This window comes from Dyella sp. 2RAB6, assembly GCF_052115385.1.
Classification (GTDB): domain Bacteria; phylum Pseudomonadota; class Gammaproteobacteria; order Xanthomonadales; family Rhodanobacteraceae; genus Dyella_D.
In genome coordinates this window covers 474,336-500,888 of the sequence record NZ_JBFRGP010000002.1, presented here as the reverse complement: position 1 = coordinate 500,888, position 26,553 = coordinate 474,336, and the positions used below count along the sequence as shown (strand labels likewise).

Annotated in this window: 16 protein-coding genes; 13 read left to right on the top strand and 3 right to left on the bottom strand. The window is 65.0% G+C overall.

Annotation, left to right across the window (positions count from 1 at the left end):
- Window positions 1–137: 137 nt before the first annotated feature.
- Window positions 138–3,197, bottom strand: coding sequence for an autotransporter family protein (locus AB4083_RS05810; RefSeq protein ID WP_441606808.1), 3,060 nt, complete (start codon window positions 3,195–3,197; stop codon window positions 138–140).
- Window positions 3,198–3,458: 261 nt separating this feature from the next.
- Between AB4083_RS05810 and AB4083_RS05805 the strand changes: the two genes are divergently transcribed.
- The 8 genes from AB4083_RS05805 (at window position 3,459) to AB4083_RS05770 (ending at window position 11,537) form a co-directional block, all read left to right on the top strand.
- Window positions 3,459–3,689 (top strand): hypothetical protein, encoded by a 231-nt coding sequence (locus AB4083_RS05805; RefSeq protein ID WP_441606807.1) that lies wholly within the window; start codon window positions 3,459–3,461, stop codon window positions 3,687–3,689.
- A gap of 75 nt (window positions 3,690–3,764) precedes the next feature.
- Entirely contained in the window at window positions 3,765–6,095 is a 2,331-nt protein-coding gene (locus AB4083_RS05800; RefSeq protein ID WP_441606806.1) for a hypothetical protein, read from the top strand.
- A 184-nt stretch (window positions 6,096–6,279) separates the two neighbouring features.
- Window positions 6,280–6,819, top strand: a complete 540-nt coding sequence (locus tag AB4083_RS05795) for a roadblock/LC7 domain-containing protein (protein ID WP_441606805.1) — start codon at window positions 6,280–6,282, stop codon at window positions 6,817–6,819.
- 22 nt (window positions 6,820–6,841) lie between these two features.
- The gene (locus tag AB4083_RS05790; protein ID WP_441606804.1) at window positions 6,842–7,201 is read left to right on the top strand and encodes a roadblock/LC7 domain-containing protein; all 360 of its coding nucleotides are present in this window, start codon (window positions 6,842–6,844) and stop codon (window positions 7,199–7,201) included.
- Between the two features lie 34 nt (window positions 7,202–7,235).
- Window positions 7,236–8,174: a hypothetical protein gene (locus AB4083_RS05785; RefSeq protein WP_441606803.1), complete on the top strand. Its 939-nt coding sequence runs from the start codon at window positions 7,236–7,238 to the stop codon at window positions 8,172–8,174.
- Window positions 8,155–8,694, top strand: coding sequence for a GTP-binding protein (locus AB4083_RS05780; RefSeq protein ID WP_441606802.1), 540 nt, complete (start codon window positions 8,155–8,157; stop codon window positions 8,692–8,694). Before AB4083_RS05785 ends, AB4083_RS05780 begins: the two co-directional genes overlap by 20 nt.
- Window positions 8,695–8,870: 176 nt before the next feature.
- Window positions 8,871–10,247: a glycoside hydrolase family 27 protein gene (locus AB4083_RS05775; protein ID WP_441606801.1), complete on the top strand. Its 1,377-nt coding sequence runs from the start codon at window positions 8,871–8,873 to the stop codon at window positions 10,245–10,247.
- Window positions 10,248–10,463: 216 nt separating this feature from the next.
- Window positions 10,464–11,537 (top strand): sialidase family protein, encoded by a 1,074-nt coding sequence (locus tag AB4083_RS05770; protein ID WP_441606800.1) that lies wholly within the window; start codon window positions 10,464–10,466, stop codon window positions 11,535–11,537.
- 169 nt (window positions 11,538–11,706) lie between these two features.
- Here the strand turns inward: AB4083_RS05770 and AB4083_RS05765 are convergent, their stop codons facing one another.
- The gene (locus AB4083_RS05765; protein ID WP_441606799.1) at window positions 11,707–12,318 is read right to left on the bottom strand and encodes a hypothetical protein; all 612 of its coding nucleotides are present in this window, start codon (window positions 12,316–12,318) and stop codon (window positions 11,707–11,709) included.
- A gap of 343 nt (window positions 12,319–12,661) precedes the next feature.
- Window positions 12,662–13,252: a hypothetical protein gene (locus AB4083_RS05760; protein WP_441606798.1), complete on the bottom strand. Its 591-nt coding sequence runs from the start codon at window positions 13,250–13,252 to the stop codon at window positions 12,662–12,664.
- 101 nt (window positions 13,253–13,353) lie between these two features.
- Between AB4083_RS05760 and AB4083_RS05755 the strand changes: the two genes are divergently transcribed.
- The 5 genes from AB4083_RS05755 to AB4083_RS05735 all read left to right on the top strand — a co-directional run bounded on the left by AB4083_RS05755 (window position 13,354) and on the right by AB4083_RS05735 (window position 26,500).
- Window positions 13,354–14,274: a LysR family transcriptional regulator gene (locus AB4083_RS05755; RefSeq protein WP_441606797.1), complete on the top strand. Its 921-nt coding sequence runs from the start codon at window positions 13,354–13,356 to the stop codon at window positions 14,272–14,274.
- 550 nt (window positions 14,275–14,824) lie between these two features.
- The gene (locus tag AB4083_RS05750; RefSeq protein ID WP_441606796.1) at window positions 14,825–15,043 is read left to right on the top strand and encodes an MbtH family protein; all 219 of its coding nucleotides are present in this window, start codon (window positions 14,825–14,827) and stop codon (window positions 15,041–15,043) included.
- A 92-nt stretch (window positions 15,044–15,135) separates the two neighbouring features.
- Complete coding sequence (locus tag AB4083_RS05745; protein WP_441606795.1) at window positions 15,136–18,210, top strand: amino acid adenylation domain-containing protein; 3,075 nt, start codon at window positions 15,136–15,138, stop codon at window positions 18,208–18,210.
- 5 nt (window positions 18,211–18,215) lie between these two features.
- Window positions 18,216–21,386 carry a non-ribosomal peptide synthetase gene (locus tag AB4083_RS05740; RefSeq protein WP_441606794.1) on the top strand — a complete coding sequence of 1,057 codons (3,171 nt, stop codon included), beginning with the start codon at window positions 18,216–18,218 and terminating at the stop codon, window positions 21,384–21,386.
- Window positions 21,383–26,500 (top strand): amino acid adenylation domain-containing protein, encoded by a 5,118-nt coding sequence (locus AB4083_RS05735; protein WP_441606793.1) that lies wholly within the window; start codon window positions 21,383–21,385, stop codon window positions 26,498–26,500. Before AB4083_RS05740 ends, AB4083_RS05735 begins: the two co-directional genes overlap by 4 nt.
- The last annotated feature ends 53 nt before the right edge of the window (window positions 26,501–26,553 follow it).

The window sequence follows — 26,553 nt, the reverse complement described above, 5'->3', positions numbered from 1 at the left end:
GTGGTGCTTTTTGAGAAACGGCCCGCACTTTCTTTGCGCTCTGACGCCGACCGCGCAGAAGAGCGATAAGGAATCGGCATCCGTAGATATCCGAATCGATATCGGTGCCGACGAAAATCCACGCCGGCCCGAAGTCGTCACCAGTCGATGCGCAGTCCCGCCTTGCCGCTATAACCCTTGCCGTGATCATTGACGCCGAAGTCATGCCCGGCACTCGCATACACGAAAACGTTGCGCGTCAGTTGCGCGCTCACGCCGGCGCGCAGGCTCACCCATGAGCGCTTCAGGTCGGTGCGGAAACTCATCGGCGCCGTGGGTGTCGAGAAGGCCACTTGCGTATCGCCGCTGAATTCGCGCCATAGATCGGCGCGCAGCCAGGCAGTCAAGGCCCTGGGATGCGCCGGCGTGCCGCCGATCGACCAGCTCTTGTCGACTTCGCTGCCGACGCGGCCAGCGAGCGCGCCGGCATGCTTGAAGTACACGCTGGATGCTGCGTCGGCGGCGTCGTTGAAGGATGCATTGCGATAGACCAGCTGCGCCTGCGGCTCGAACACCCAGCCATCGTGCAACCGCAAGCGGTAGCCGCTTTCGAGCGAGGCGGCGAGGCCGCGACCCTCGGTTTTCAGCGGCGCCATGCGGGTGGAGCTGGCCCTGACCTTGTAGCTGCTGCCCTGCACTACCGCATCGGTGTACCAGCCCGATGGATCCCGATGGGTCCAGTAGCCGCCGAGCGTGTAGTTCTGCAGGCGGTCGCGGCCGGCGGTGATGCCGTTGAAGTTCTTGACGTCGCCGGTGATCTGGCCGAGCGCGACATAGACGCCGGCAACGTCGCCGCTGCCGCCCTGCTCATCGCGATACAGGTCCATGCCCGCCTGCAGGGCATGCATGTCGTCGCTGTAGTCAGGCCCCTTGCCGCCATAGATGCCGGCCGCGCCGCCATCGCGGGTGTCGTGCTGCGCGATGACGCGTATCCAGCCGCCCCCATCATCGGGGGCGACATCCTGGCCGACGCGCTCCCGCAGGTTGTCCACCAGTTGCAGTTCGTACGACAACGCCATCGACGGGACGGCGGCATAGAGCGACACCTCCTGGCGGTAGAGCGGCACCGCAGACTGGCCCGGCGACGCGCCCGAGTTGGTGGAAGGAGATGGCGGTGGCGGTGCTGGAGCTGGAGCCGGTGCAGGTGCAGGAGCAGGTGCTGGTGCTGGTGCTGGCGCAGGCGCAGGTGCAGGAGCTGGCGCAGGAGCAGGAGCAGGAGCAGGTGCTGGCGCAGGAGCTGGTGCTGGCGCTGGCGCAGGAGCTGGCGCTGGCGCTGGAGCTGGCGCAGGCGCAGGAGCAGGCGCAGGCGCAGGAGCAGGCGCTGGTGCTGGTGCTGGAGCTGGAGCTGGAGCTGGCGCAGGTGCCGCACACGCAGGCGCCTGCGGCATCAGCGAACAATCGAGTTGCGAGCGCAAGTACCAGTTCTGCGCACTGCTGCCATCGGTACTGCCTCGATAGAGCGAATACTCGTAGGGGCCCGCGGCGACAGTGCTCGCCAGCGTGAAGGCGTTGGCGGTCGTGGTGCCGCCGTTGATCGCATCCACTACCTGGATGCCATTGGCCGAGGTCAGCGCGCCGGGGCCGCCCGCATTGGTGATGCGCAGCGCCGTGCTGCCGGTGGCGGCGCCGCCATTGATGACCAACTGATCCGACGCGGAGCCGTCACCGCCAAGATAAGTATTGAGCGCCACCACACTGCCCGGACCGCCGGTGTAACTGGATGCCACCAGCCGGTTGCCGGTACCGCTGCCGCCCAACTGCACCAGGCCGTTGTTGTTCAACGCGCCATTGACGGTAAAGCCGCCCTTGCCGCTGCCCAGCGCCGCCAGCGCGTCGGCCGCCGCGATGGTGCCGCCATTGCTTACGGTGCCGCTTACGCTGCCGTAACCGGCCAACGTCGCGCCGGAGGCCACGGTGATGGTGCCGCCGCCGCTCAGTGCCGCGCCCGGGTGGCTGCTGTCGCCCACCGCCAGCGTGCCTGCGTTCACCAGAGTGTTGCCGGTATAGGGGTTATCGGCATTGAGGATCACCGTGCCGCCGCCGAGCTGCTGCACGCTGCCCGCGCCGGAAATGCTGCCGGAGAACGCGTAGGTGCCGGTGCGATCGAATGCCACCGTGCCGTCATTGGCGATGTCGCTGCTGATGCCGCCGGCCGCGCCGCCATGGCCCAGCTGCAAGGTGGCATCGCCGTACACCGCGACCGAGCCGCTGAAGGCCGCGTTGTCGGAGGCCAGCACCAGGGTGCCCTCCTGCACATAAATGCCTAGCTGCGCATTGGGATTCGCGCCGGCGTTCTTCATGTCGCCGGCGAGTGTCCAGGTTCCGCTGTCCACCTTGGTGAGCGAACTGAAGTTGAGCAGCGCGCCTTGCTGGGTGCCGGTATCCGCGCCCGCCAGCGTCAGGCTGCTGCTGCCGCTGCCGCCATCGATCGTGCCGGTGACGCTGGATCCGGTATACAGCGTCACTTCGTTGTTGCCGCCGGCGAAGGCGATATTGCCGGTCACCACGGCGCCGCTGCGATTGAACACGGCCACATCGCCGTTGCCGGCATTGCCGATCGCGCTGGCGTTGCCGCCGTTCGCGCCGGTCTGGATGGCGCCGTAGTTGTCCACGGTATTGACCGCGCCGGACTGCGTCACCTGATCCTGGAACCAGACCGCCGGCGCCCCCTGTGAACTGATCGTGCCGTAGTTGGTGATGCTATTGCCGTAGCCGACCGCGTTGACCGCCTTGGCGGCGGCGCTGCCGGTCTGGGTCAGCTGCGCATTGGCGTTGACGACCAGGCTGCCGTTGTTGCGGAACTCGACCGTGTTGTAGCCGAGGTTGTAGCCACCATTGCCGCTGCCGCCGCTCGGGCTGTTGGTGACCAGCGCGCCGCCGTGGAGCGTGATCAGCACATCGTCGCCCAGGCTGATGGCGTTCTGCGTGGCGCCCGCATTGATGGTGGCGCCGTTCTGCACGTCGATGGTAGTGATGGTGGTTTCGCTGCTGCCGGCACCGATCTGCGTGGCATAAGGATTGGGCGCGGTGCTGTCGCAGCTTACCGTCGCGTTCGATCCGCCCGGGCTGGTGCAGTTGGCGAGCGCCGTGTTGATGAAGCCGAACGGGCTGGCGATAACCATGGACGAGGCGATGATGCGCGTTGCTGCATGCTTCATGAGAATGCCCTGCGAGAAATGAGTGCCCTTCCCGCAGACGAGGCGGCCAGCGCGCAGCGCGCGCCGACGGCTCGCATCGACGCGGTTGACAGTGGCGATTCCCCCTGCGGAATCAGTCGGTCGCACGCTCGCTGCCCGCTTCAGGCGTCGCAGCAAAATGCGGTGTTTCTGTGCATTAAAAAGTACTTGATCGCGCGACGATGCATGCGCGCGAATTTTTCAAATGGTGAGCCAGAGCGCGAATTTGGCCCGAAATGACTAGTGATCGAAAATCTCGTCAGCGTCACGCAAGTGCACTGTGTGCCGCGCATCACGAATGTCAGAACGGACCGCGCGATCGAGTCCGACGCGCGATGTTCCGGAAACATTTCGAAGTACATTGTTGATCGCTCGAACGAGCGCGCATCGAACATCCTCATCGCGATTGCGCCGGCGCAACCATTCGATCCGCCGGCGGCAAATTCCTGCGACGCACGGTGCGGCCTGATCTGACACATATCTGGAGGGGTAATGAACAAGCGCTTACACCGAGCCATCGCCCGGGGGCTGACCTGTGGCGCCGCTGCCATGCTTTCGCTGCCGCATGCAGCGATGCTTTCCGCGCAGACCGCACAGGTTCCTTACACCTGGAACAATGTGCGCATCGTCGCCGGCGGCTATGTCGACGGCATCGTCGCGCACCCTGGACAACAGGGCCTGTTCTACGCGCGCACCGACGTGGGTGGCGCCTATCGCCTCGATTCGACATCCAGCACATGGATTGCGCTGAATGATTCGACGGCGCCGTCCAATCAGTCCTGGACCGGCATCGAGAGCATCGCCGTCGATCCGCATGATCCCAACATGCTCTTCATGATGGCGGGCCTGTACGTCAAGACCTGGGCCGCCAATGGCGCCGTGCTGGTATCAACCGACCAGGGCAAGAGCTTCACCGCCCACCCGCTGAGCTTCCGGGTCGGCGGCAATGAAGACGGGCGCAATGCCGGCGAACGCCTGCAGGTCGATCCGAATGATGGCTCGGTGCTTTTTTACGGCACGTCCAACGCCGTTTACAGCACCGCCAACTCCAACGTTCCCGTGCAGGTTGCCGGACAGAACGGCTTGTGGACCAGCAAGGACAAGGGGGCGACGTGGTCGCAAGTAAGCGGCTTCACCGCGCTGACCAACGATGGCACCGGTGTCGGCGTGGCATTCGTCGCCTTCGCACCCGCGGGTGAAGCCGCCGGGACACCGACCAGGACCATCTACGCAGGCGTGTCGACGCGCGCCGGGGCAAGCAGCGGCATCACGCTCTATGTGAGCACCGATGCGGGCGTTACCTGGAACCCCGTGTCCGGCGGCCCCGCCAACCAGCTGCCACAGCGTGGTCAGCTCGGACCGGACGGCAATCTCTACGTCACCTATGGCAACGGCACCGACAGCAACGGCAACTACACGTATGCCATCGGCCCCGGCGGCATGACCTCCGGCGCGGTATGGAAGTACGACACCGTGCATCACACCTGGACCAACATCACACCGGTCGACCGGTTCAACTACGCTTCCGGCTACAGCGGCCTGTCGGTCGATCCTTCGCATCCCGGCACGCTGGTGGTGATGACCATGGATCATTGGTGGCCGATGGACACCATGTACCGCAGCACCGACGGCGGCAACAGCTGGATCGACGTGGGCGGCGCCACCTGGGACGGCAACACGCCGGCCTCCGGAACGTATGCGATTCGCGACGCCAGCGTAGCGCCCTGGCAGGTCGAACCGGGCCAGAAGCAAGCAGGTTTCGGCAACTGGGGCCAGGTGACGCTCGATCCCTTCAACCCGGCGCATGCCATGTACGGCACCGGTGGCGTCATCTGGACCACCTTCGACCTGACCAGCGCCGACGCGGGCAAGCCGACGCACTGGTCGATCGGCGCCAGCGGTCTGGAGGAAACGGCCGTGGTCACCTTGCTGTCGCCCACCTCCGGCCCGCATCTGCTCAGCGGCCTCGGCGACGTCTGCGGTTTCGTGCACACCAGCCTGACGGCGGCGCCGCTGGCGCAGCCCAATAACCCCACTTGCGGCGACAGCATCGGCACCGGGCTGGACTTCGCCAAGAATTCGCCCTCGACGATCGTGCGCATCATCCAGCACGGCAACAGCAACCTCACCTCGTACGGCTCCATCTCCCATGACGGCGGATCTACCTGGACCGGATTCCCCAACCAGGCAGGTTCCTCCAATGGCGGTGGCACCGCCGCCATTTCCGGTGACGGCAAGACCATCGCGTGGGCTCCGAGCGACGTCGCTCCGGTGGTTTCAAACGATGGCGGTGCAAGCTGGACCCGGGCGAGCGGCAGCGGATTGCCGTCGCTTCCGGTCGGCGTGCAGATGCTTTCCGATGGCGCCAGCTCCAACGTGTTCTATGCCTGGCACAGCGCCGATGGCAACTTTTACAGCAGCACCGACAAGGGCGTGAGCTGGCATGCATCCAGCAACACGGGACTACCTGCCGTACCGTCGTGGCTCAGCAGCCAGGCAGCCGCGGTGACCGGCGTTCCCGGCGAAGCCAAGGCGGGCGACGTCTGGATCGCCGCGCCCTCGGGCCTGTATCGCAGCACCAACTACGGCACCAGCTGGGCACGCGTCGATGCCGCCGCGGTGAAGTCCGCGACCTCGGTCGGCTTCGGCAAGGCGGTGACCGGATCGCACTACCCCACGGTGTATCTGGCCGGCACCGTCAACGGCGTCATCGGGGTGTTCCGCTCCGTCAACGCCGGCGCGACCTGGGTGCAGATCAACGACGCACTTCACCAGTGGGATGGCGTCGCCCTCGTGGTCGGCGATCCGAGGAGCTACGGCACGGTGTATATCGGGCCGGGCGAAGCCCGCGGCGTCATCTACGGCAAAGTGCCGAACTGAGCGAAGCATGCCCCTTCCCTGCCGCAGGCGGGAAGGGGCATGTGCGGACGGCTTATCGGCCGCATGGGCTGACGGCGGTCGCCAGGCCGGCCTCAACTGACCGATCAAAGTCCCTGACGGCCATATTCACCCAACAACCCCCGGGGTCATCATTGACTCTGCGGCAAACGCCGCAAGCGCCTCCTTGCGCGCCTCACACACTCATCGCGCGCGCAGCCATGGCACGGTGATCACACTCGCCCGCTTGCGCACCATTATGAACGGCCCCTCCGCTAACTTGGAACCTCAAACGCCACGAAATGGATCGCCACACGCGATCTGTGAAAGCGTTCTTGCTGAATTGTGCGCCGGCAATCCTGACATCGGTTTTGCGGTCATCTCGACGAAGGATGCGCGCGTGGTAAGCCATCGTGCGCATGCGCAGATCGACCCCAGCCGCCTGGCGGCCATGACCTCCTCGATCATTGCGATCTGCGAGTCGCTTTCGCAAGAGTTTGATGGCGGAAGCTGCCAATCCGTATCGCTCACCATGAGTGAGTACACCTGCGTCATCGCACACATTCCTGCGGCTAAGCATCCGCTTGCACTGGCCATCGGCATGCGGGCACAAGTCCTTCTGGCCCGGGCCAGGAGGCTGACATTGGACGTGGCTGAGCGGGTCGCGGCCTCGTTGAACGCGCCCGCGGAAGAAACGGGGCGGCGGCACCTGCATCCACCCACTTGAACATGACCCAGAGGGGAACCGTATGAACAATTTTTCGCTCGATTCGCTCAAGAACCTCGACGGATACATCGCCAGCGCTCTCGTCGATTCCGACAGCGGCATGCTGATGGCTGGCGATAGCCAGGGAAGCATCGACCTTGATTTGGCGGCCGCGGGAAATTCTGAGGTACTCCGGGCCAAGCGGAAGGTCGCCGCGGCGCTGCATATCCATAGCGCCATCGAAGACATTCTCATCAGCCTGGAAGATCAGTACCACCTCATTCGCCCCCTCGAGACGAACAAGAATGTTTTTCTCTACGTGATCATGGATCGCCGTCGCGCGAACCTGGCCATGTCCAGGCACCACTTCAAATCGTTCGAGAAGACGCTCGACTTCTCCTGAAGACCGCCCCATCAGCAAGCGCTGAGGAAGTTCCATGCAGGTTCAAGTACATGTCGCCGGCATGCCCCGCGAACTGGAACGGCGAATTTCATTGGCTTGCAGACTTCTGGCCGCCGATCAACTGGAGGCGGAGATGCAGCCGTGGCGCGGGCATGCATGTGACGTACTGGTCGTGGACATGCAAAATGGCTATGGGCGCCTGGCTTATGAAGTAGCCAGGCGGAAGTCCTTCCGCGTCCTCAGTTTCGGCACCAGGGAAACCGAAGGCACGGCACCGGGAGTGGCTGCGTTGGATTATCAAGCCTCCGTGGTCGTCATCGCGAAGGCACTTCGAAATGCCCTCCTTCCCCTCGCCAGCACGGAACCGGCGACCGCCACCGGGCTGCTCGATGTCTGCGTTGGCGAGACGGGAAGAAGCAAGGATTTCCTTGCGAAGTCTGGTCAGGTTGCGGTGATCATTCGCCTGCAGGCAAGCCGAATTCATGCTCGTACCGTCAGCGACCTGCTCGCTGCCGAGGCTCGATTGCTGAATCCCGGGTGGTCTTCAGCCAACTCCCTGGAGTCGGCAAGGGAAGACGAAAGCTGGCACGTCTCCCGTAGTCTTGACAGTTTCTTTGTCGCCGCCTGTCGTCGCTTCCAGAACCAACTTCCCGTCCTGGACCACCGTGCGTTCAAGCTGCGGCGTTGGCCCGATCTCGGAGGCATCCCTGATGACGTGAGCGCCCTGCGGCTGGCGGCGCTACTCAATCGCTCGGCTTGGACAGTGCGCGGCCTTGCACAGCACGCAAATATCGAAGTGGCCGGAGTCAATGCTTTTTGCTGGGCAACGCTCGCTGGAGGTGCTCTCAGTTCGGACGAGCTCACTACCCCGGATTCGAACAGTTGCTTGACCGGCCAATCGTCCACGTCGATCTTTCAGCGCGTTGCCCGCCACTTTGGAATGAGATTCGGCCATGGTCACATGCGGGCCTGACAACAGCATCAAGCTGCTCTTCGCGGGCCCGGTCGGGGCGGGAAAGACCACGGCGATCCGTGCCATATCGGACACCGCGCCGATCTCTACCGATGTGCCTTGGAGCGATGCCGTCGCCGGCGGCAAAGTCACCACCACCGTTGCGTTCGATTACAGCAGCATCCGCCTGGATGACCAGGAAACACTTCATCTTTACGGCCTGCCTGGACAAGAACAATTCAACTTCATGAGCGCCGTGATTGGTCCAGGCGCCATGGGTGTGATCCTTCTCCTGGATGGCTCGTCACCCGATATTGCGGGCGATGGCGCCCATCAAGTCGAGCGATTGAAGCGGCTTTTCCCCGATCTTCAGTTCGTGATTGGCGTGACCAAGACAGATCTTTCGCCGTTTTTTTCGCTCAGCGATCTTCATCAAGCGGTACTCGAGGCGGGAGCTGCGGCCCCCATTTTCACCATTGACCCCAGAAACCGAAGCGAAGTTACCCAGCTTGTGCGCGCACTCCTGCTGCTGGTGGGATGATCCGCTCATCGTGGGTTCTCTGCTTCGATGGTGAAATCCTCCGGCCTTCGTCGGCACGGGATGCCCGGATGACCGGCTTGCAGATTTCATAACGGCAAATGCCGTTTTGCGTAATGCAACAAACGGCGACCTGGCGTTTCATGAGGCAGATGCCGGGAATGATGGAAGCGAACCTCATGCGGAACACCATGCGCGCCGCGCTGCTGATTTGCTTGCTTGCGATGTCGGGCACCCTGCCGGCAAAGGAAGTCAGTCCTGTCCCGCCTATGGGCTGGAACAGCTGGGATGCCTACGGGCTGACCATCGGCGAGGCGGATTTCAAGGCCAACGCGGCCACGCTCGCCACGATGCGCGCCTACGGCTGGACCTATGCGGTGATCGACCAGGGCTGGTACATGCGCCATCCCCTCGCCAACACATTGCAGCAGCGGGACTACGCACTGGATGCCAATGGCCTGCTGGTTCCCGCGCTCAACCGCTTCCCCTCCGCGGCTCATGGGCAAGGCTTCAAGCCGCTGGCCGACTGGGTGCATGCGCAAGGGCTGAAGTTCGGTATCCATATCGTGCGCGGCATCCCGAAGCAGGCCGTGGCGGACAAGCTGCCCATCGCCGATTCCGCCTTTCGGGCGAACGATGCGGCCGACACCACAGACACTTGCCCCTGGGACGACAGCAACTACGGTGTGCGGGATACGCCTGCCGGGCAGGCCTACTACGATGCCATGCTGGCCTTGTACGCCGATTGGGGTGTGGATTTCCTCAAGGTCGACTGCATTGCCGACCATCCTTACAAGATCAGCGAGATCCGTCAGATCGCGGCGGCGATCAGCAAGTCCGGCCGTCCGATCGTGCTCAGCCTGTCTCCTGGCCCGACTCAGCTGTCACATGCCGCGGAAATTCGGCAGTTCGGACAGATGTGGCGCATTTCCAACGATGTGTGGGATGGCTGGTCGTTCACGCACGAGCATCCCAATGACGATTTCCCCATGGGCGTGCGCGACGTCTTCGAGCGCCTGCCGGCCTGGGCCGGCCAGGCTCGCGATGGCCGCTGGCCCGATGCCGACATGCTGCCCTTCGGCATGCTGGCCCCGCATCCGGGCTGGGGCGAAGCTCGCCGGTCGCGCCTGAGCCTGGACGAGCAGCGCACCCTGCTGGGCTTGCTCGCCATGGCGCGTGCGCCGCTCATCCTGGGCGCCAATCTCACGATGCTGGACGAGGCGACCAGGGCATTGATCACCAACAAGGAGGTCATTGCGATCGATCAGGACAGCCACGACAACCATCCGGTCGAACATCTGCCCAAGCGCCTCGAGCGACTTCGCGCGTGGGTGGCCAGCGGCCGCGATGGCGAGCGCTACGTGGCCGTGTTCAATCCGGGCGAGCGGCCTTTCGCGCTGCATGCGACCTGGAGCGAGCTGGGGCTGGAGTCGGGCAGGTACGAGGGTCGCGAGGTGTGGAGCGGACGGCGTTCGGCTGCAGCAGGCAGCCTGGATATCGAACTTCCCGCGCACGGGAGCGCCTTGTTCGCCTTGCGGAAGGTTCGCGGCAACTGATGCGCATCCCATGCCGCCTGCTCCAGAAGATGGACGTCGTCGGTTACCAGTGCCGGCGCATATTCGATTCGGCATGCCCGGGCATGGGGTGGTTTCGATTCCTGGAAAGTCAGATGGCCGATTGGACATGGACGTTATCGAGAAGCGTGGCAGGTCGCGCATGGGTCCGCGGCATGCGAGACTGATTTTTCCGCGCTCTTTCAAGTCGAGTTCCTGATGACAAGCAAGCGAATGCTACGGGCCAGCCTGGCCTTGGGCGGCGTGGCGGCCTTGCTGTTCTTGGCGCCCCTGCCAGCCACTGCCCTGCCCTCGCCGGCGGCCATCCGCACGAGTGAATTCGTCGGCGCCATCCAGGCAACACCGCAAAGTCATGCGGCGACCTTGGTGGAGACGCCTTCCGGACTGGTCGTCGCGTGGTTTGGCGGTAAGCAGGAGCGTGATCCGAGCGTCGGTATCTGGCTATCGCGGCAAGCAGCCGGACCGTGGTCTGCGCCGGTCGAAGTCGCCAATGGCGTGCAGGCGGATGGGACGCGCCTTCCCAGCTGGAATCCGGTGTTGTTCCGCGGCAACACCGGCAAGCTGATGCTCTTCTACAAAGTGGGCCCCGATCCGCAGCACTGGTGGGGCATGCTCAAGACCGCCAGTGACGACGGCCTGCATTGGTCGGCGCCCCGGCGGCTTCCCGATGGTGTGCTCGGACCGATCAAGAACAAGCCGGTGCAACTGGCCGACGGAACCATCGTCAGCCCGTCCAGCACGGAGGGCGAGCACTGGGCCGTGCACTTCGAGCGCTCCACTGACGATGGCGCCAGCTGGCAGCTCGTTGCGCCACCGATGGGTGCGCAATCCATCGAGGCGATCCAGCCGTCGCTGCTGATCCACCGCGATGGAGCCCTGCAAGCCATCGGACGCAGCAAGCAGAACCGGATCTTCAGCACCTGGTCGCGCGATGGCGGCCGCAGCTGGTCCCCGTTGCGGCTGCTGGATCTGCCCAATCCCAACTCGGGTATCGACGCGGTGGTGCTCGCCGACGGCCGTTTGCTGATCGTCTACAACCCCACCCTGCATGGGGCGCAGTGGTGGGATGGCCGCGGCCAGCTATCGGTGGCGATCTCCAGCGATGGAGAGCACTGGCGCAAGGTGCTCGATCTGGAGAACACGCCGGGTGCCGAGTTCTCTTACCCGGCGGTCATTCAGACCCGCGACGACCTGGTCCATGTCGTCTATACGTGGAAGCGGCAGCGGATCAAGCATGTGGTGATTGATCCGCGAAAACTGGATGCGCTGTAACTGAGTCGAGGCAGCACGAATAATGGCCTGCCCATCTTCGACAGCATGGGCTAATCCTCTGGCCTTGGTTTTTACCCGCTAGTGGCAGCCATCTCCAAGAGCTGGTCACGAGTCGCAATCGACACGGCACCGCTCGCTGCCAGCGGCATCAAGCGATGCCATCAGACGGCTATTTCCTCGTGCAGACCTCGACCGGATTCGCGCGCGTGAATTCGGAGATCCAGTTTGTCTCCCAGGTACGACCGTCAAAAGAGAATGCCTGTTCCCAGCGCGCATGGTCGTTGTCGACCTTGCTCCAGGCGTAGCGCACCTTTACCGGGCGTCCGCCATCCACGTCCTGCCCGTAGAACGCGCCATGATCTCCGGCAAAACCGCCAACCAGAGGCGACCCCGGATTGCCGCTTTTAGGATCAATCCAGTACAGGGACCACTGGCGCTTCTGCAGATCGAACAGGTAAAGAAAAAGCCCGGTGACCGATTTCGTCGGCGAGTAGCTTTCTTCCACCGTCGTCAGGCCATCCAGGTACTGCCTTGCGCAATGGACATTGGATGGCGCGTCGCCCCATTCGGTACTGCCTTCGCCGCGTGTCTTAAGGCGACGCTGATGGGTGGTCCAGGCGCCAGCGAGAAAATCGAAGTCATGCCTGTCGCCGGTGCCAGCAAGCGAATAGCCCGGCGGCAACGGGTTCGCTGTCGCATCCTTCGCAAGCGTTGAGCCCGCCGCGCCGCATAGCAGGGCCAAGGCGAACGCGCGAACACCGGCTTTGGCATTGCGATGCATATGGCAATCCTTGCGCGTCGTTGCGTGGGTGGAATGAGGTGCGTGGAATCTAAGTTACCCGGTAGTCGATATGAATAACCACGTCGATGCAAAGGCACATGACCACTTCGAACCGGAACGAGCGCGCCGTTTGCGCTGGATGCATTCGTTCGGGTTCCGCGGCCTGTTCAGTCGCATTCGTCGAGTTGGACCATTAAACACTTCGCGGATTGGGAGCGTGTTGGTGGTAATGAGTTCGACGAGCTTGGTTTCGCAGCGGACTCATCGACCGGTCATCCCCGGTCGGGCTGCAGAGCCCGTGGTCGGCGGTAATCTGGAATGCCTTCATCTCCTTGAATTCTCTTCAACGCCGGCGCCGGTAGTCGTACCGATGCGCGAGCCAACGTGTGGCGGTTCCATCCGCCAGGATGAAAAACTGATCCTTCGTCTCGTGGTCGGGACCGTCGCGAGTGATGACTTGCTCCATGCGGAGCAACCGCCCGGACCAGCCAGGCGCGATCGGCGGTGCTGCGAAGGGTTCGAAGCGCAGGGTGATGCGGTCTGCCGGATCGCGCGTGAAACTCGATGCCGACATCGGTGCGACGGGAACTCGCGCCTCGATCGAAACGTAGCGCCACTGTCCCGCTACCGCGTCGTAGCTGAGATAGTCGATGCGGAGAGGCTGCCTGGAGTCCTCGGCGTGCAACGTCTCTTCCAGCAGACTGCCCACCATGCGCCGGTCGGCGATGAGCCCGCTGCTGAGGCTCGGCGCCGAGCCCGGGTGCGCCCAGAACGTGTCGACCACCGTCCAGGCGCCCACCTGCGCGGACAGTGCCGCGGTCTCCGGCACGGCGTTCTCGTTCGGGCTGCTCTGGGCGGCTGCGGGAGCGGCCACGAAGGCGCCAGCGGCGGCCAGCGCAGCCGTCAAACACAAAGCTAAGTGAAGTGGATACATGCGGATCTCCTTTCCCGAAATAGTATTCGCGCGTCGATCGCTTCCCAAGTGGCGACAACGCGATATTATTTCGCCTTAATGTAGCGCATGAAGATACAATTATGATCGACCTGTTCAACGACGTTCCGGCCTTCGTCGCCGCTGCCGAGGCTGGAAGCTTTTCGGCTGCAGGACGGCAGCTACACCTTTCGCGCTCGGCGGTTGGCAAGGCGATCGCGCGCATCGAGGCGCGGCTCGGGGTCCGGCTCTTCAATCGCACTACGCGCGCGCAGTTGTTGACCGATGAGGGGCGCGCCTTCCTCGCCCGTTGTGTCAGGGCCACGGCGGAGCTGCGCGAAGGCGCCGCCCTGCTGGAGGCAGGGCGCCGGAGTGTCCACGGCGTGCTCCGGGTGACAATGCCCGTGCTCTACGGTCGGCTGAAGGTCGCGCCGCTGCTGCTGCGTCTCGCCGACGAGTATCCAGAGCTGACGATCGAGCTTGATTTGCGGGACCGTCGCGTATCCCTGGTGGAGGAAGGATTCGACCTGGCGATCAGGAGCGGCTCAATCGGCACCACGGTGGGCCTGTCGTCCCGCGTCGTCGGCCGGCATGCGACGGTGCTGTGCGCAGCGCCGTCGCTGCTAGAGCGGCTGGGCATGCCCAGCTCGCTGGACGAACTCGGCCGATACGACGCGCTCGTCTACCATCGCGATGGGTGGAGTGAGCCCTGGGCCTTCCCCGGCGAGGACGGACGCATGCAACTGATCGAGCCGCCTTCGCGCACCCGCGCCGCCGATCTTGGCATCCTCCTGGACGCTGCAGTCTCCGGACGGGGAATCGCCTGGCTACCCGACTGGCTGATAGAGGACGCGCTCGGAACGGGACGGCTCCTACGGCTCTTGCCCGACCTGCCTGCTCGCCATCACGACATCCATCTGCTTTGGGCGACGGCGACGGTCGTGCCCGCACGGCTGCAAGTCGCGATTGCCGCGCTGACGGCGGCAAAGGAACAGGCTGAGACTGCGCTGCCTTGTGCGCCGTGACTATCCAGGCGCGCGAATCGAACAGCACGCCATCCGGGGTCAAGTGCGTTTCGAGCAAGGCGCGCAATCGCTGGAGAGTTCCGTCAGCCTCGCGGCGTCGACGTTTGGGCCATAAAGCATTGGTTGGTGGAGGTCAGTCAACGCGTCGGCGAAAAACATCACGCCAAATCGACTGATGCACAGGTCGCAATGCGCGACTGGAAAACAATGAAACTGCGCATCACCCAGTTCAAACGCACTGTTGTGCAAGTCGCCCGCCTCAATGCGCTACTGCCCTGCTCCCCATGACGTTTCAAACCCATGTTTGAGGAATCAAAGATAGGAAAGTCTGTTTTTCCTGTTAGAAAATCCTACGCGGCATGCAGCTTCTTATCAGCGGTCTCTTTAATTCGGCGTATCGATTGACAGCTACATCTTGTCGGCGGATATTGGATCGCTATACCTCGAGCGTATCCGAGGTGGGGAAGCGCCTACCGATTTCATATTTTCGTCACGCTGTTAACAGCGTTTTTGAAGTTGATCGCGGAAACTGGTGCGGGAGAAGGATTTCATGAGCAACCCATTCGATGACGACAAGGGCACCTTTCTGGTGCTCGTCAACGACGAAGGCCAGCATTCGCTTTGGCCCGACTTTGCGGCAATTCCGGCGGGCTGGACTACGGCTTTCGGGCCGGAGGCGAGAACAGCCTGCATGGACTATGTAGACCGAAGCTGGACCGATATGCGTCCCAAGAGCCTTGTCGCAGCGATGGAGCATCCGATCGGCTAGGGAAACGCAACTGGACGCCGGCACCAGCAACACGCCGGCATACCGATTGAACCAAACATGCCCGTTCAAGGGCGACCAGAGGTTCATGGGCCATGGAAGGGTTCTCGCTCGATGGCGCTTACATTGACGTGCCGAGGGCCCCGCAACAGGGCTTTCGCAACGTCAGTTTTGCCGGGCTGTTCGAGCGGCAGGCCGAGCTGACCCCGAATGCCATGGCGCTGGTCTTTGGCGAGGCCCGCTTGAGCTATGGCGAGTTGGATGCGCGCGCCAACCGACTGGCCGCGTGGTTGTCCGCAAAAGGCATTCGACCGGAGGATATCGTCGCCGTAGCGCTGCCGCGATCGTTCGAAGCGATCGTGGCGATTCTGGCGACGCACAAGATCGGCGCTGCTTATTTGCCGCTGGATCTGGATTATCCCGAGCAGCGACTGATCTACATGCTTGAAGACGCGGCTCCCGCTTGCGTGCTCGGTTTCCGGGAGACGGTTCTGAAGAAGCCGCCCGCCCTGCCCGCCTATATGCTGGACGATGCGGACATTCGGGCCGAGATCGAGGCGCTGCCACCCAGCCGGATCGGGGCCGCGCACGACGCGAACGCCGCGCAACGCGCCGCCTATGTGATCTACACCTCGGGCTCGACGGGTGAACCCAAGGGCGTAGTGACGACCCATGCCGGCATCGCCGCGCTGGTGGCCACCTACCGCGAGCGGCTGCGCATCGAACCGGAAAGCTGCGTACTGCAGTTTGCGTCGCTATCCTTCGACGCCTCGTTCGCTGAGATCGCCATGGCGCTCGCGGCCGGCGCGCGCCTGGTGCTGGCTCCGTCCGATGAGCTGCTCCCTGGCGCGAACCTGGCAGCGCTGTGCGAGCGGCAGCGCATCACCCATCTGGCCTTGCCGCCGAGTCTGCTGGCGTTGATGGCGCCTGGCGATCTTCCGGGCGTGGAGACCTTGGTCGTGGGCGGTGAAGCGTGCCCTGCGGCGCTTGCGGCCCAGTGGGCTCGCATGCATCGCCTGATCAATTGCTATGGACCGACCGAGGCTACCGTCGATGCGTTGATTTCAGCGCCGATCGGTACCGAGGCGAACGCCGCTGTGCCGATCGGAAGTCCCGTGTCCGGCGCGGCTGCGTATGTTCTCGATGCCGCCCTGCGGCGTGTGCCGGAAGGCGACGAAGGCGAGCTGTATCTGGCTGGCCCGGGCCTGGCGCGCGGCTACCTGCATCGCCCTGGTTTGACGGCGGCCCGCTTTCATCCCGACCCGTTCGGCGCGCCGGGCAGCCGCATGTATCGGACCGGCGATATCGCGCGGCAGCTGGCGGATGGCTCGTTGTGCTTCGTCGGCCGCGCCGATCAGCAGGTCAAGCTCAATGGCTTGCGCATCGAGCTCGAAGAGATCGAAGCCTGGCTGCGGCGCGACGCCACCGTAGCGCAGGCGGCCGTGCTGATGCGCGAGGATCGTATCGGCCATCGGCAACTGGTCGGCTACGTCGTGCCCAAGCATGGGCAGCAGGAGGCGACGCGGGACGCGAGCTACGAGGCGCAGCAGGTTGAACAGTGGCAGGTATTGCACGACGGCCTGTACAGCCAGCACGCGGAGCTGGCGGATGATGAGGATTTCGGGGGCTGGGACAGCAGCTACGACGGCGCTCCCATCCCTCTGGACGAGATGCGCGAATGGCGCGATGCGATCGTCGGCAAGATCCTGGACCTGCGCCCGCGGCGGCTATTGGAGATCGGCGTCGGCACCGGCCTGATCCTGTGGAAAGTGGCGCCGCATTGCGCCTTCTATTGCGGTACGGATTTTTCGCTGCCGGTCATCGACTCCCTGAAAGCGAGGGTGGCGGGCAATCCGCAGTTGCGGGAGCGCGTGGAGCTGCGTTGCCAGCCCGCGCATGAGATCGGCGACATACCGGATGGCGGCTTTGACACCATCGTCATCAATTCGGTCGTGCAGTATTTTCCCGGCGCCGGCTACCTGACTGCGGTGCTGCGGCAGTGCGCGACGCTGCTGGCGCCTGGCGGGCGCGTGTTGATCGGCGACGTGCCGGATTTCCGCCTCATGCGCTGCTTCGCCACGTCCGTCGCCTGGCACCGGGCCGGCGGTGGCGATTCACGCGCCATTCGCCACGTGGCCGAAGAGGAAATGCGGCTGGAAAACGAAATGCTGGTCGATCCCGGCTATTTCTCGGCGCTGCCGCAACAAATCGAAGATCTGGCCGGTGTCGACATCCAGCTCAAGCGGGGGCGCGCGCGCAACGAAATGACGCGCTATCGCTACGACGTAGTGCTGCACAAGCACGGCACAGGCGTGCGTTCCGCCGCCGCGCTGCCCAGCCTGGCGTGGGGTCGCGATGTCGATACGGTGGCCTCGTTGCGTCAACGCTTGCTGGCCGCTCGTGCTGAAGGTCTGCGGGTGAGCGCCATCGTCAACGCCCGGCTGACGGACGAGTTCGAGATCTCGCGCCGGGTTTGGGGCGGGCGCGAAGACGCGTTAGCGCCTGCCGTCGACCCCGAGGACTTGAGGGTGCTCGGCGCCGAGCTCGGCTGCCAGGTTGCCACTACCTGGTCGCCGGACCGCACCGGCCAACATTTCGATGCCGTGTTCCTGCCTGTGTCCGATGCACCCGGCAACGCGCTCGACAGCCTGTATCTCGCGCCGGCCATCGCGGCCGGCTCGTCGCTCTGCCACGACCCTGGCGCCATGCAGGACCATCGCGGTTACGTGGCTGCGCTGCGGGAACGTCTCGGCGAACATCTGCCCGCCTTCATGCTGCCCGGCGCGATCGTCGTTCTGGCCGAGCTGCCACTTAGCGCCAACGGCAAGCTCGATCGCCAGGCCTTGCCTGCGCCGACCGGCGCCGCCGTGCTGCGCCGCGCCTACGAACCGCCGCAAGGCGCGGTCGAGCAGCTGCTGGCGGAGCTGTGGGAGAGCCTGCTGGGGGTCTGGCAAGTCGGACGAAGCGATCACTTTTTCGAGCTCGGCGGCAATTCGCTGCTCGCGATCCAGCTCGCGAGCCGTATGCGCGACGCGCTCAACGTGGATGTTCCGATCCGCACCCTGTTCGAGGCTCCTACCCTATCTGCGCTGGCCGGGCAGCTGGCCCATGCGCGCCATTCCACCCGCCTGCGCTTGCGCCGCATGCAACCACGCGAGTCCGCCCAATGATCCCCATGTCTCTGGCTCAGCAACGCTTATGGTTCCTGCACAAGCTCGAGGGCCCCAGCACCACCTTCAATGTGCCATTGGCGTTGCACCTGGAAGGCGAGCTGGACGCGGACGCCTTGCAGGCGGCCGTGCGGGACGTGGTGGTCCGGCACGAGACCCTGCGCACCATCTTCCGTGAAGCGAACGGCGTGGGTGAGCAGATCGTGCTCGACCCCGCCGCGGTCGAACTGACCTTCGAGCGGATCGATGCTTCCGAGGAAGCGCTGGCGCAATCGGCAAGGGCATTCTCCGAATACCGGTTTGACCTGACCCGGGATATTCCGTTACGCGCCGCGCTGTTCCGGTTGGCGCCTCGCCGCCACACGCTGGTGCTGCTGGTCCAGCACATCGCCAGCGACGGCTGGTCCTGGGCACCCCTGGTGGACGACTTGAGCGTCGCCTACGCCGCCCGCCGTCAGCGCGAAGCGCCGGATTACCTGCCGTTGCCGGTGCAGTACGCCGACTACTCGCTGTGGCAGCAGGAATGGATGGCGCAGGAATCCGATCCCGACAGCGACATCGCGCGGCAGCTGGCGTTCTGGAAAGACAACCTGGTCGGGCTTCCCGAGCAAGTTGGCTTGGCGACGGATCGCCCGCGCCCAGCCAAGACGGTGCACGCCGGCGACAGCATCGAGGTCGACTTCGGCCACAAGGTGCTGCGCGACCTGCACGAGTTGGCGAGCCAGCACCGCTGCAGCCTGTTCATGGTCTTGCACGCGCTGGTCGCCGCGCTCATGACCAAGCTGGGAGGCGGGACCGATCTGCCCATCGGCACTTCGGTCGCCGGGCGCCACGACGAGGCCTTGAACAACCTGGTGGGTTTCTTCGTCAACCTGCTGGTATTGCGCACCGATACTTCCGGCGACCCCTCCTTCCATCAACTGCTCGACCGCGTGCGCGAAACCGACCTGGCGATCTATTCGCACCAGGAGGTGCCGTTCGAACGCCTGGTCAACATGGTCAATCCGTTGCGCCAGTCGTCGCAGCATCCCTTGTTCCAGGTGGCGATGGTGCTGCAGAACAACCGCAACGCCAGCGTTTCGATGCCGGATCTGGCCGTGCGCACGGAATTCCTGCCCCTGGGCACGGCCAAGTACGACCTGACGTTTGAATTCGTCGAGCAGTCCGATCCGCACGGAATCAGGAATGGGCTTTCATGCAACATCGAATACATGGTCGATCTCTACGATCGCGCCACGATCGACGGCTTCGCCGAAAAACTGGCGCGCCTGATCGCAACGGTGACGAAGCGGCCGGACCTGCCCTTGAGTCGTGTCGACCTGCTCGGCGAAGAAGAACGCGAGCGCTTGCTGAACCAGTGGAATGGCACCGCTCGATCCATGCCGCCCGGCCCCCTGCCCGATCTGTTCGCGGCGCAAGCGGCGCGCCATCCGGATGCCGTTGTCGCTTCCGACGGCGAGCGCACGCTCAACTACGGCCAACTCGATCGCCGCGCCAACCAGCTCGCGCACTATCTACAAGGCCTGGGCGTCGGCCCGGACGTACTGGTAGGCCTGTGCATGGAGCGTTCGCTGGACCTGCTGGTGGCCATGCTCGCCATCCTCAAGGCGGGCGGCGCCTATCTGTCGCTGGACCCGGAACATCCCGCCGAACGGCTCGCCGCCATACTCAACGAAAGCATGGCGCCGATCGTGCTCACCGAGGCAGCGCTTCGCGATCGGCTTCCGGTGCACTGGGGCGTGTTGCTGGTGCTGGAGGAACAAGGGGCGGAAATCGATGCGCAACCGGAAGTGGCGCCGGCGCACGGGTTGCAGGCCGAGCATCTGGCTTACGCCACCTATACATCGGGATCCACCGGCGCACCCAAGGGCATCGTGGTCACGCATCGCAACGTGGTCGACCTGGCGTTCGATCACCGTTGGCAGGAGAGCGACGAACGACGCCTGCTGCTGCACGCGCCGTTGGCGTTCGACGCGTCCACCTTCGAGATCTGGGTGCCGCTGCTGCGCGGCTGGCGGATCGTGGTCGCTCCGCGCGGCAAGATCGGCGCCCGGGAGTTGGCGCGTGCCGTCGTGGAAGGCGGAGTCACCGATCTATGGGTCACGGCGGGCTTGTTCCACCTGATGGTCGACGATCACGTGGAGTCCTTCGGTGGCCTGCGGCGGGTCATCTCCGGAGGCGAAGTGTTGTCGCCACCGCACGTCGCCAAGCTGCTGGCAGCGTGTCCGCAACTGACCATGTGCAATGCCTATGGTCCAACCGAAACGACGACTTTCGCCACCCTGCACCCCATGCGCGCCGGATCGCAACCGGCCGGAAGCCTGCCCATCGGCGTTCCGATAGACAACATGCGGGCCTACGTGCTCGATAGCGCCTTGCAACTGGCGTCGGTCGGCCAGGTGGGCGAGTTGTACCTCGGCGGATCCGGCCTGGCCCGTGGCTATCTGTCGCGTCCCGCGCTGACCGCGGAGCGCTTCGTGGCGGATCCCTTCCACGCCGGCGAGCGCCTGTACCGCACCGGCGACCTGGTGCGCTGGCGCGCGGACGGCACGCTGGACTTCGTCGGACGCGCGGACCGTCAAGTGAAACTGCGCGGTTTTCGCATCGAGCCGGTAGAGATCGAAGCGGCCCTGCTTGCCCAGCCTGGCGTGCGGCAGGCGGCGGTGGTCGTGCGTGAGGATCGGCCCGGACAAAAGCAATTGGTGGCCTACATCGTCGGCGCGCCAGAGCGGACGCTGGACCCCGCCGCCTTGCGCCGGGTGCTCGGCGAGCGCCTGCCCGTCTACATGGTGCCGGCGGCGATCGTGCCGCTGCCCGCGCTGCCGCTCACCGCCAATGGCAAGCTCGATCATCGGGCCTTGCCTGCGCCGGATTTCGACCGCACCCAGGTGCGCGCGCCGCGCACGCCGCAGGAACAGGCCCTGGCGGGCCTGTTCGCCGAAGTGCTTGGCCTGAACCAGGTCGGCGTGGACGACAGCTTTTTCGAACTGGGCGGCCACTCCCTGCTGGCGGCGCGCCTGATCTCCCGCATCCGCAGCGTCATGAATGCCGAGGTCCCGCTGGCCGATATCTTCGACGCGCCGACGGTCGCCGAACTGGCCGCGCGGATGGCGGCGGCACACCGCCCTGCACGTGCGCCGCTGCGCCCCATGCGCGCCACGGAATCCCCCTCATGATCCCCCTGTCCTACGCCCAGCAACGGCTCTGGTTCTTGCAGCAACTGCAAGGCCCGAACACCTTGTTCAATGTGCCGCTGCTGCTGCGGCTGCGCGGCGTGCTGCACGCAGACGCGCTGCAGGCGGCGCTGGACGACGTGGCGAACCGGCATGAAAGCCTGCGCACCGTGTTCGCCGACGTCGAGGGCGTGGGCCGGCAGATCGTGTGCGAAGCCGGGCAGGCTCGGGTTCCGTTCGAGCTGCGCGAAGTCGATGCCGGCGCACTGGAAGCCGCGCAGCGGCAGGCGGCCGAGCACGTCTTCGATCTGGCGGCGGAAATTCCCATCCGCGCCACCTTGTTCCGGCTGGGGCCGGACGAGCACGTCCTGTTGCTGTTGTTGCATCACATCGCCAGCGATGGCAGTTCGCTGGCGCCGCTCACCGGCGACCTGGCGACTGCCTACGCGGCGCGCTGCCGCGGCCAGGCGCCGGCTTGGGAACCGCTTCCGGTGCAGTATGCGGATTACAGCCTGTGGCAACGCGAATGGATGAACGAGGAGCGCGATCCGGACAGCAGCGTGGCGCGCCAGATCGCCTATTGGACATCGGTCCTGGCCGGCCTGCCGGAACAGTTGACGATCGCCGCCGATCGGCCGCGTCCCGCGCATGCCAGCCACCGCGGGGCGAGCGTCGTCTTCAGGGTTCCCGCGGCGGTGCACCGCCGTCTGCGCGAGCTGGCCCGCGAAACCCAGGCCAGCTTGTTCATGGCGCTTCACGCGGCGGTGGCGGCGCTGCTGTCCTTGCATGGCGCGGGTGAGGATCTGCCGATCGGGACTTCCGTCGCCGGTCGCGACGACGAAGCGATGGAGGCGATGGTCGGCCTGTTCGTCAACCTGCTGGTACTGCGCACGGACACCTCGGGCAATCCGAGTTTCCGCGAACTGATTCGCCGCGCGCGCAGTGTTGATCTGGCCGCATTTTCCCACCAGGCGCTGCCCTTCGAACGCGTCGTCGAGGTCGTCAATCCGCTGCGTACCCAGGGTGCGCATCCTTTGTTCCAGGTCGCGCTGGTGCTCAACAACAATGCCTCCGTGGCGGACGATTTCGCGGACTTGCAGTTGAGCTTCGATTTCATGCACGTGGCCGTCGCCAAGTACGACCTGGGTTTCGGCTTCGCCGAAGAACTCGACGCCGGCGGCGCACCCGCGGGGCTGAGCTGCGATCTGGAATACGCGCTCGACCTGTATGAGCCGGACACCGCGCAACGTCTGGTCGACAGGTTTCTGCGGCTGCTGTCGGAAGCGACCGGGCAACCGGATCTGCCGCTGGACAGGATCGACCTGCTCGAGGCATCCGAGCGCCGGCATGTGCTGGAAAACTGGAACGCGACGGCGCACTCCGTGCCCGCGGACAATCTGGCCGATGCATTTACCGCCGTCGCCATGCGCATGCCCGATGCCGTCGCGATGCGGGCCGGCGACCGGACCGTGACGTATGGCGAACTCGACGCGAACGCCAATCGCCTCGCGCACCACTTGCAGTCGCTGGGCGCAGGACCGGATGTCCTGGTGGGCTTGTGCCTGGAGCGTTCGCCCGAACTGCTGACGGCCACCCTGGCCATCGTCAAGGCGGGCGCCGCCTATTTGCCGCTGGATCCGGATTACCCGGCCGAGCGGCTGGCGCAGATGCTGGGCGAGAGCATGTCGCCGGTGCTGATCACGCAGGCGGGGCTGGTCGATCGACTGCCCGCGCACTGGGGTGCGCTGGTGGTGCTGGAGGAAGACGCCGAAGCGATCGCGCAGCAGCCGTCGACCGCGCCCCGGCACACCTTGCAACCGGCGCATCTGGCCTATGCGATGTATACCTCCGGCTCGACCGGCTTGCCCAAGGGCATCGCGGTCACGCATCGCAACGTGCTGGATCTGGCCCTGGACCGACGCTGGCAAGACGAGCGCCAACAGCGCGTGCTGCTGCACTCGCCGCAGGTCTTCGACGCCTCCACCTACGAAATCTGGGTGCCTTTGCTGGGCGGGCGCCAGATCGTGATCGCCCCGCCCGGCAAGACCGATATCGACGCGTTGGCGCGAACCATCGTGGACGGACAGGTCACCGCGCTGTTCCTGACCACCGCGCTGTTTCGCCTTATCGCCGACATGCCGGACTGCCTGGCCGGCGTGCGCACCCTGTGGAGCGGTGGCGAGGCGGCATCGCCACAAGCCTTCCGGAAAGTGATGGAGGCCTGCCCGCAGGCAACGGTCGTGCACGTCTACGGTCCGACCGAGACCACGACGTTCGCGAGCTGCCATCCGCTGCCGCCGCTCTGGCGGGCCGACGACGGCGTGCCCATCGGCGCTCCGATGGACAACACCCGCGCCTATGTCCTGGATCGCGGGCTGCGCCTGGTTCCGATCGGCGTGCCCGGAGAGCTCTACCTTGCCGGCTCGGGACTGGCGCGCGGCTACCTGCAACGTTCCGCATTGACGGCCGAGCGCTTCGTGGCCGACCCCTATGGCCCGCCGGGCAGCCGCCTGTACCGCACCGGCGATCTGGTGCGTTGGCGCGCCGACGGCCAGCTCGTGTTCGTCGGCCGCATCGACCAACAGGTCAAGATCCGGGGTTTTCGGATCGAGCCGGGCGAAATCGAGGCCGCGTTGCGCGAGCAGGCCGGCGTGGCCCAGGCGGTGGTCGTTGCGCGCGAAGACCAGCCCGGGCACAAGCGTCTGGTCGGCTATGTGGTAGCCGCTCCGGGCCAGGCTCCCGATCCTGCCGCGCTGCGCCGCCAGCTCGGCGAGCGGTTGCCCGAATACATGGTGCCGGTCGCGATCGTGCTGCTCGAGGCGTTGCCACTCACGCACAACGGCAAGCTCGATCAGAAGTCGTTGCCCGCGCCGGATTTCGTCCCGGCCGGACGGCGCGAGCCGCGCACCGCGCAAGAGCTTCTGCTGGCGCGGCTGTTCGCCGATATCCTGGGCCTGGAACAGGTCGGCATGGACGAAAGCTTCTTCGATCTGGGCGGGGATTCGATCCTGGCGATACAGCTCAAGGCGCGCGCGCAGAACGCCGGCGTCGCGTTCGATCTGGCGCATCTTTTCGATCATCAAAGCGTCGCCAGGCTGGCGGCGATCGCCACCTTCTCGGTGGGCGGGCGGGCGCGCCCCGTCGAGGCTTTCGAACTCATTTCCGCGGCGGATCGCCAGCTCGTTCCCGAACACGTCGAGGACGCTTACCCGCTCAGCCAGGTGCAGGCGGGCATGGTGTTCTACAACCGCTACGACACCGCTTCGTCCCTGTATCACGTGGTCTTCTGCGCATCGATGCAGCTGCCTTTCGACGAGACGATGATGCGTGGCGTGCTCGATGAGCTGAGCCTGCGCCATGAGGTGCTACGCACCAGCTACGACTTCGATCGCTACAGCGTGCCCTTGCAGCTGGTGCATCGATCCGCCCGCGTGCCGCTGGTCGTCGACGACTTGCGCGGCCTGGACGCAGCGGAGCGGGAGGCGGCGTTCGACCGCTGGTGCGGGGAGGAGGCGCGAAGCCCCTTCGATGTCCATCTGCCTCCCCTGCTGCGCCTCTTCGTGCATCGCATGACCGACCTGGAGTTCCGCTTTACCCTCAGCTTCAATCACGCCGTCCTGGACGGGTGGAGCGATGCCAGCCTGGTGACCGAATTCATGCAGCGCTACCAGGCCAGGCTCGAGCAACGCGCGCTGCCCGCCGTGCCTTTGTCCATCAAATATCGCGACTACATCGCGCTGGAGCAGCAGGCGATCGCATCCGAGGCTACGCAGCGCTTCTGGCGCGACATGCTGGCCGGATATCGGCCGGTGGAACCGCAGCGCAGCGTTTCGCCGACGCGCGCAGGCGCGCGCCACGCGCAGCCGGAAGACTACGCCTTCATGCGGATTTCGAACCGGACCTTCGAGGGCCTGGTCGATCTGGCCCAGCAAAGCCAGGTTCCGCTCAAGACGGTCCTGCTGGCCGCCCACATGGCCGGGTTGAGCGCGCTGACCGGCAGCCGTGACGTGGCGACGGCGATCGTCAGTCATGGCCGCCCCGAGGCAGTCGATGCCGAAAAGCTGATCGGCCTGTTCCTCAATGCGGTGTTCTTGCGCATGCGCATCGGCAGCGGCAGTTGGCGAGGCCTGATCCGCGACGTCATGGAGGCGGAGAGCCGCCTGTTCCCCCATCGACGCTATCCGTTGCCGACGATCCTGGGCGACAGCGGCCTGAAGAACGGGATAGGCGTCATCTTCAACTACATCCACTTCCACGTTTACGACCAGCTGAATGAATTGGGCAAGAAACTCGACGTGGGCAGCGGCGAGGGGCATTCGGCCTTCCCGCTGGGCATGGATTTCCAGCGCGAGGCAAACGGAATCACCGCGTCGGTCACCGGCCATAGCCATCTCTACGACCACGCCACGCTGCAGCGCTACGCGGATTGCTATGCCGATATCCTGAAGTCGATGGCCGAGGCTCCGGACGCGCCCGTGGGCACGCGCAGCCTGCTCGACGACGAGGAAATCGCCCGCATCCTTGGCGAATGGTCGGCCACCACGCGCGCGGTTCCCGGCGCGTCGCTGCCGGCAGGCCTCCACGCGGAAAGGGTTCGCGCCTACATCCTCGACGGCACGCTCCAGCCAGTACCGGCGGGAGTGACAGGGGCGCTGTATCTCGATGGAGACTGCATCGAAAATCATCACGCAGGTTCGCCCGCGCTGGTCGCTGGCAGCTTCATCGCCCACCCGTTCGCCGATGGCCGCCGCCTGTATCGGACCGGGGATCTTGCATCCTGGTCGACGGACGGTTCGTTGCTGCTGTGCGCACCCGCCGAGCGCTCGACACCGGGCACGGATTCCGCCATCGACATCGACCGGGTCGACACGCTGCTGTGTGCGCATCCCGCGATCGCGCACGCGGCAAGCGTGCTGCGGGAGGACGAGCCCGGACGCAAGCAGCTGGTGTCGTATGTCATCACCGGACCTGGCCAGTCCGTGGATGCGGATGAGCTTCGAGGCCACCTGAGCCCATTGCTTCCGCCTTATGTCGCTTCGACCTTCGTCATTACGGCGCGGCCGCGGTCCGCCGAGCGTGGGGCGCGCTTGGATCAGGAGACATCCATGCTTTGGTAGTAGCGGCCTGGCGCCGACGGTGGAGGTCGCAGGATGCGTCCCGGCTCTGCGCG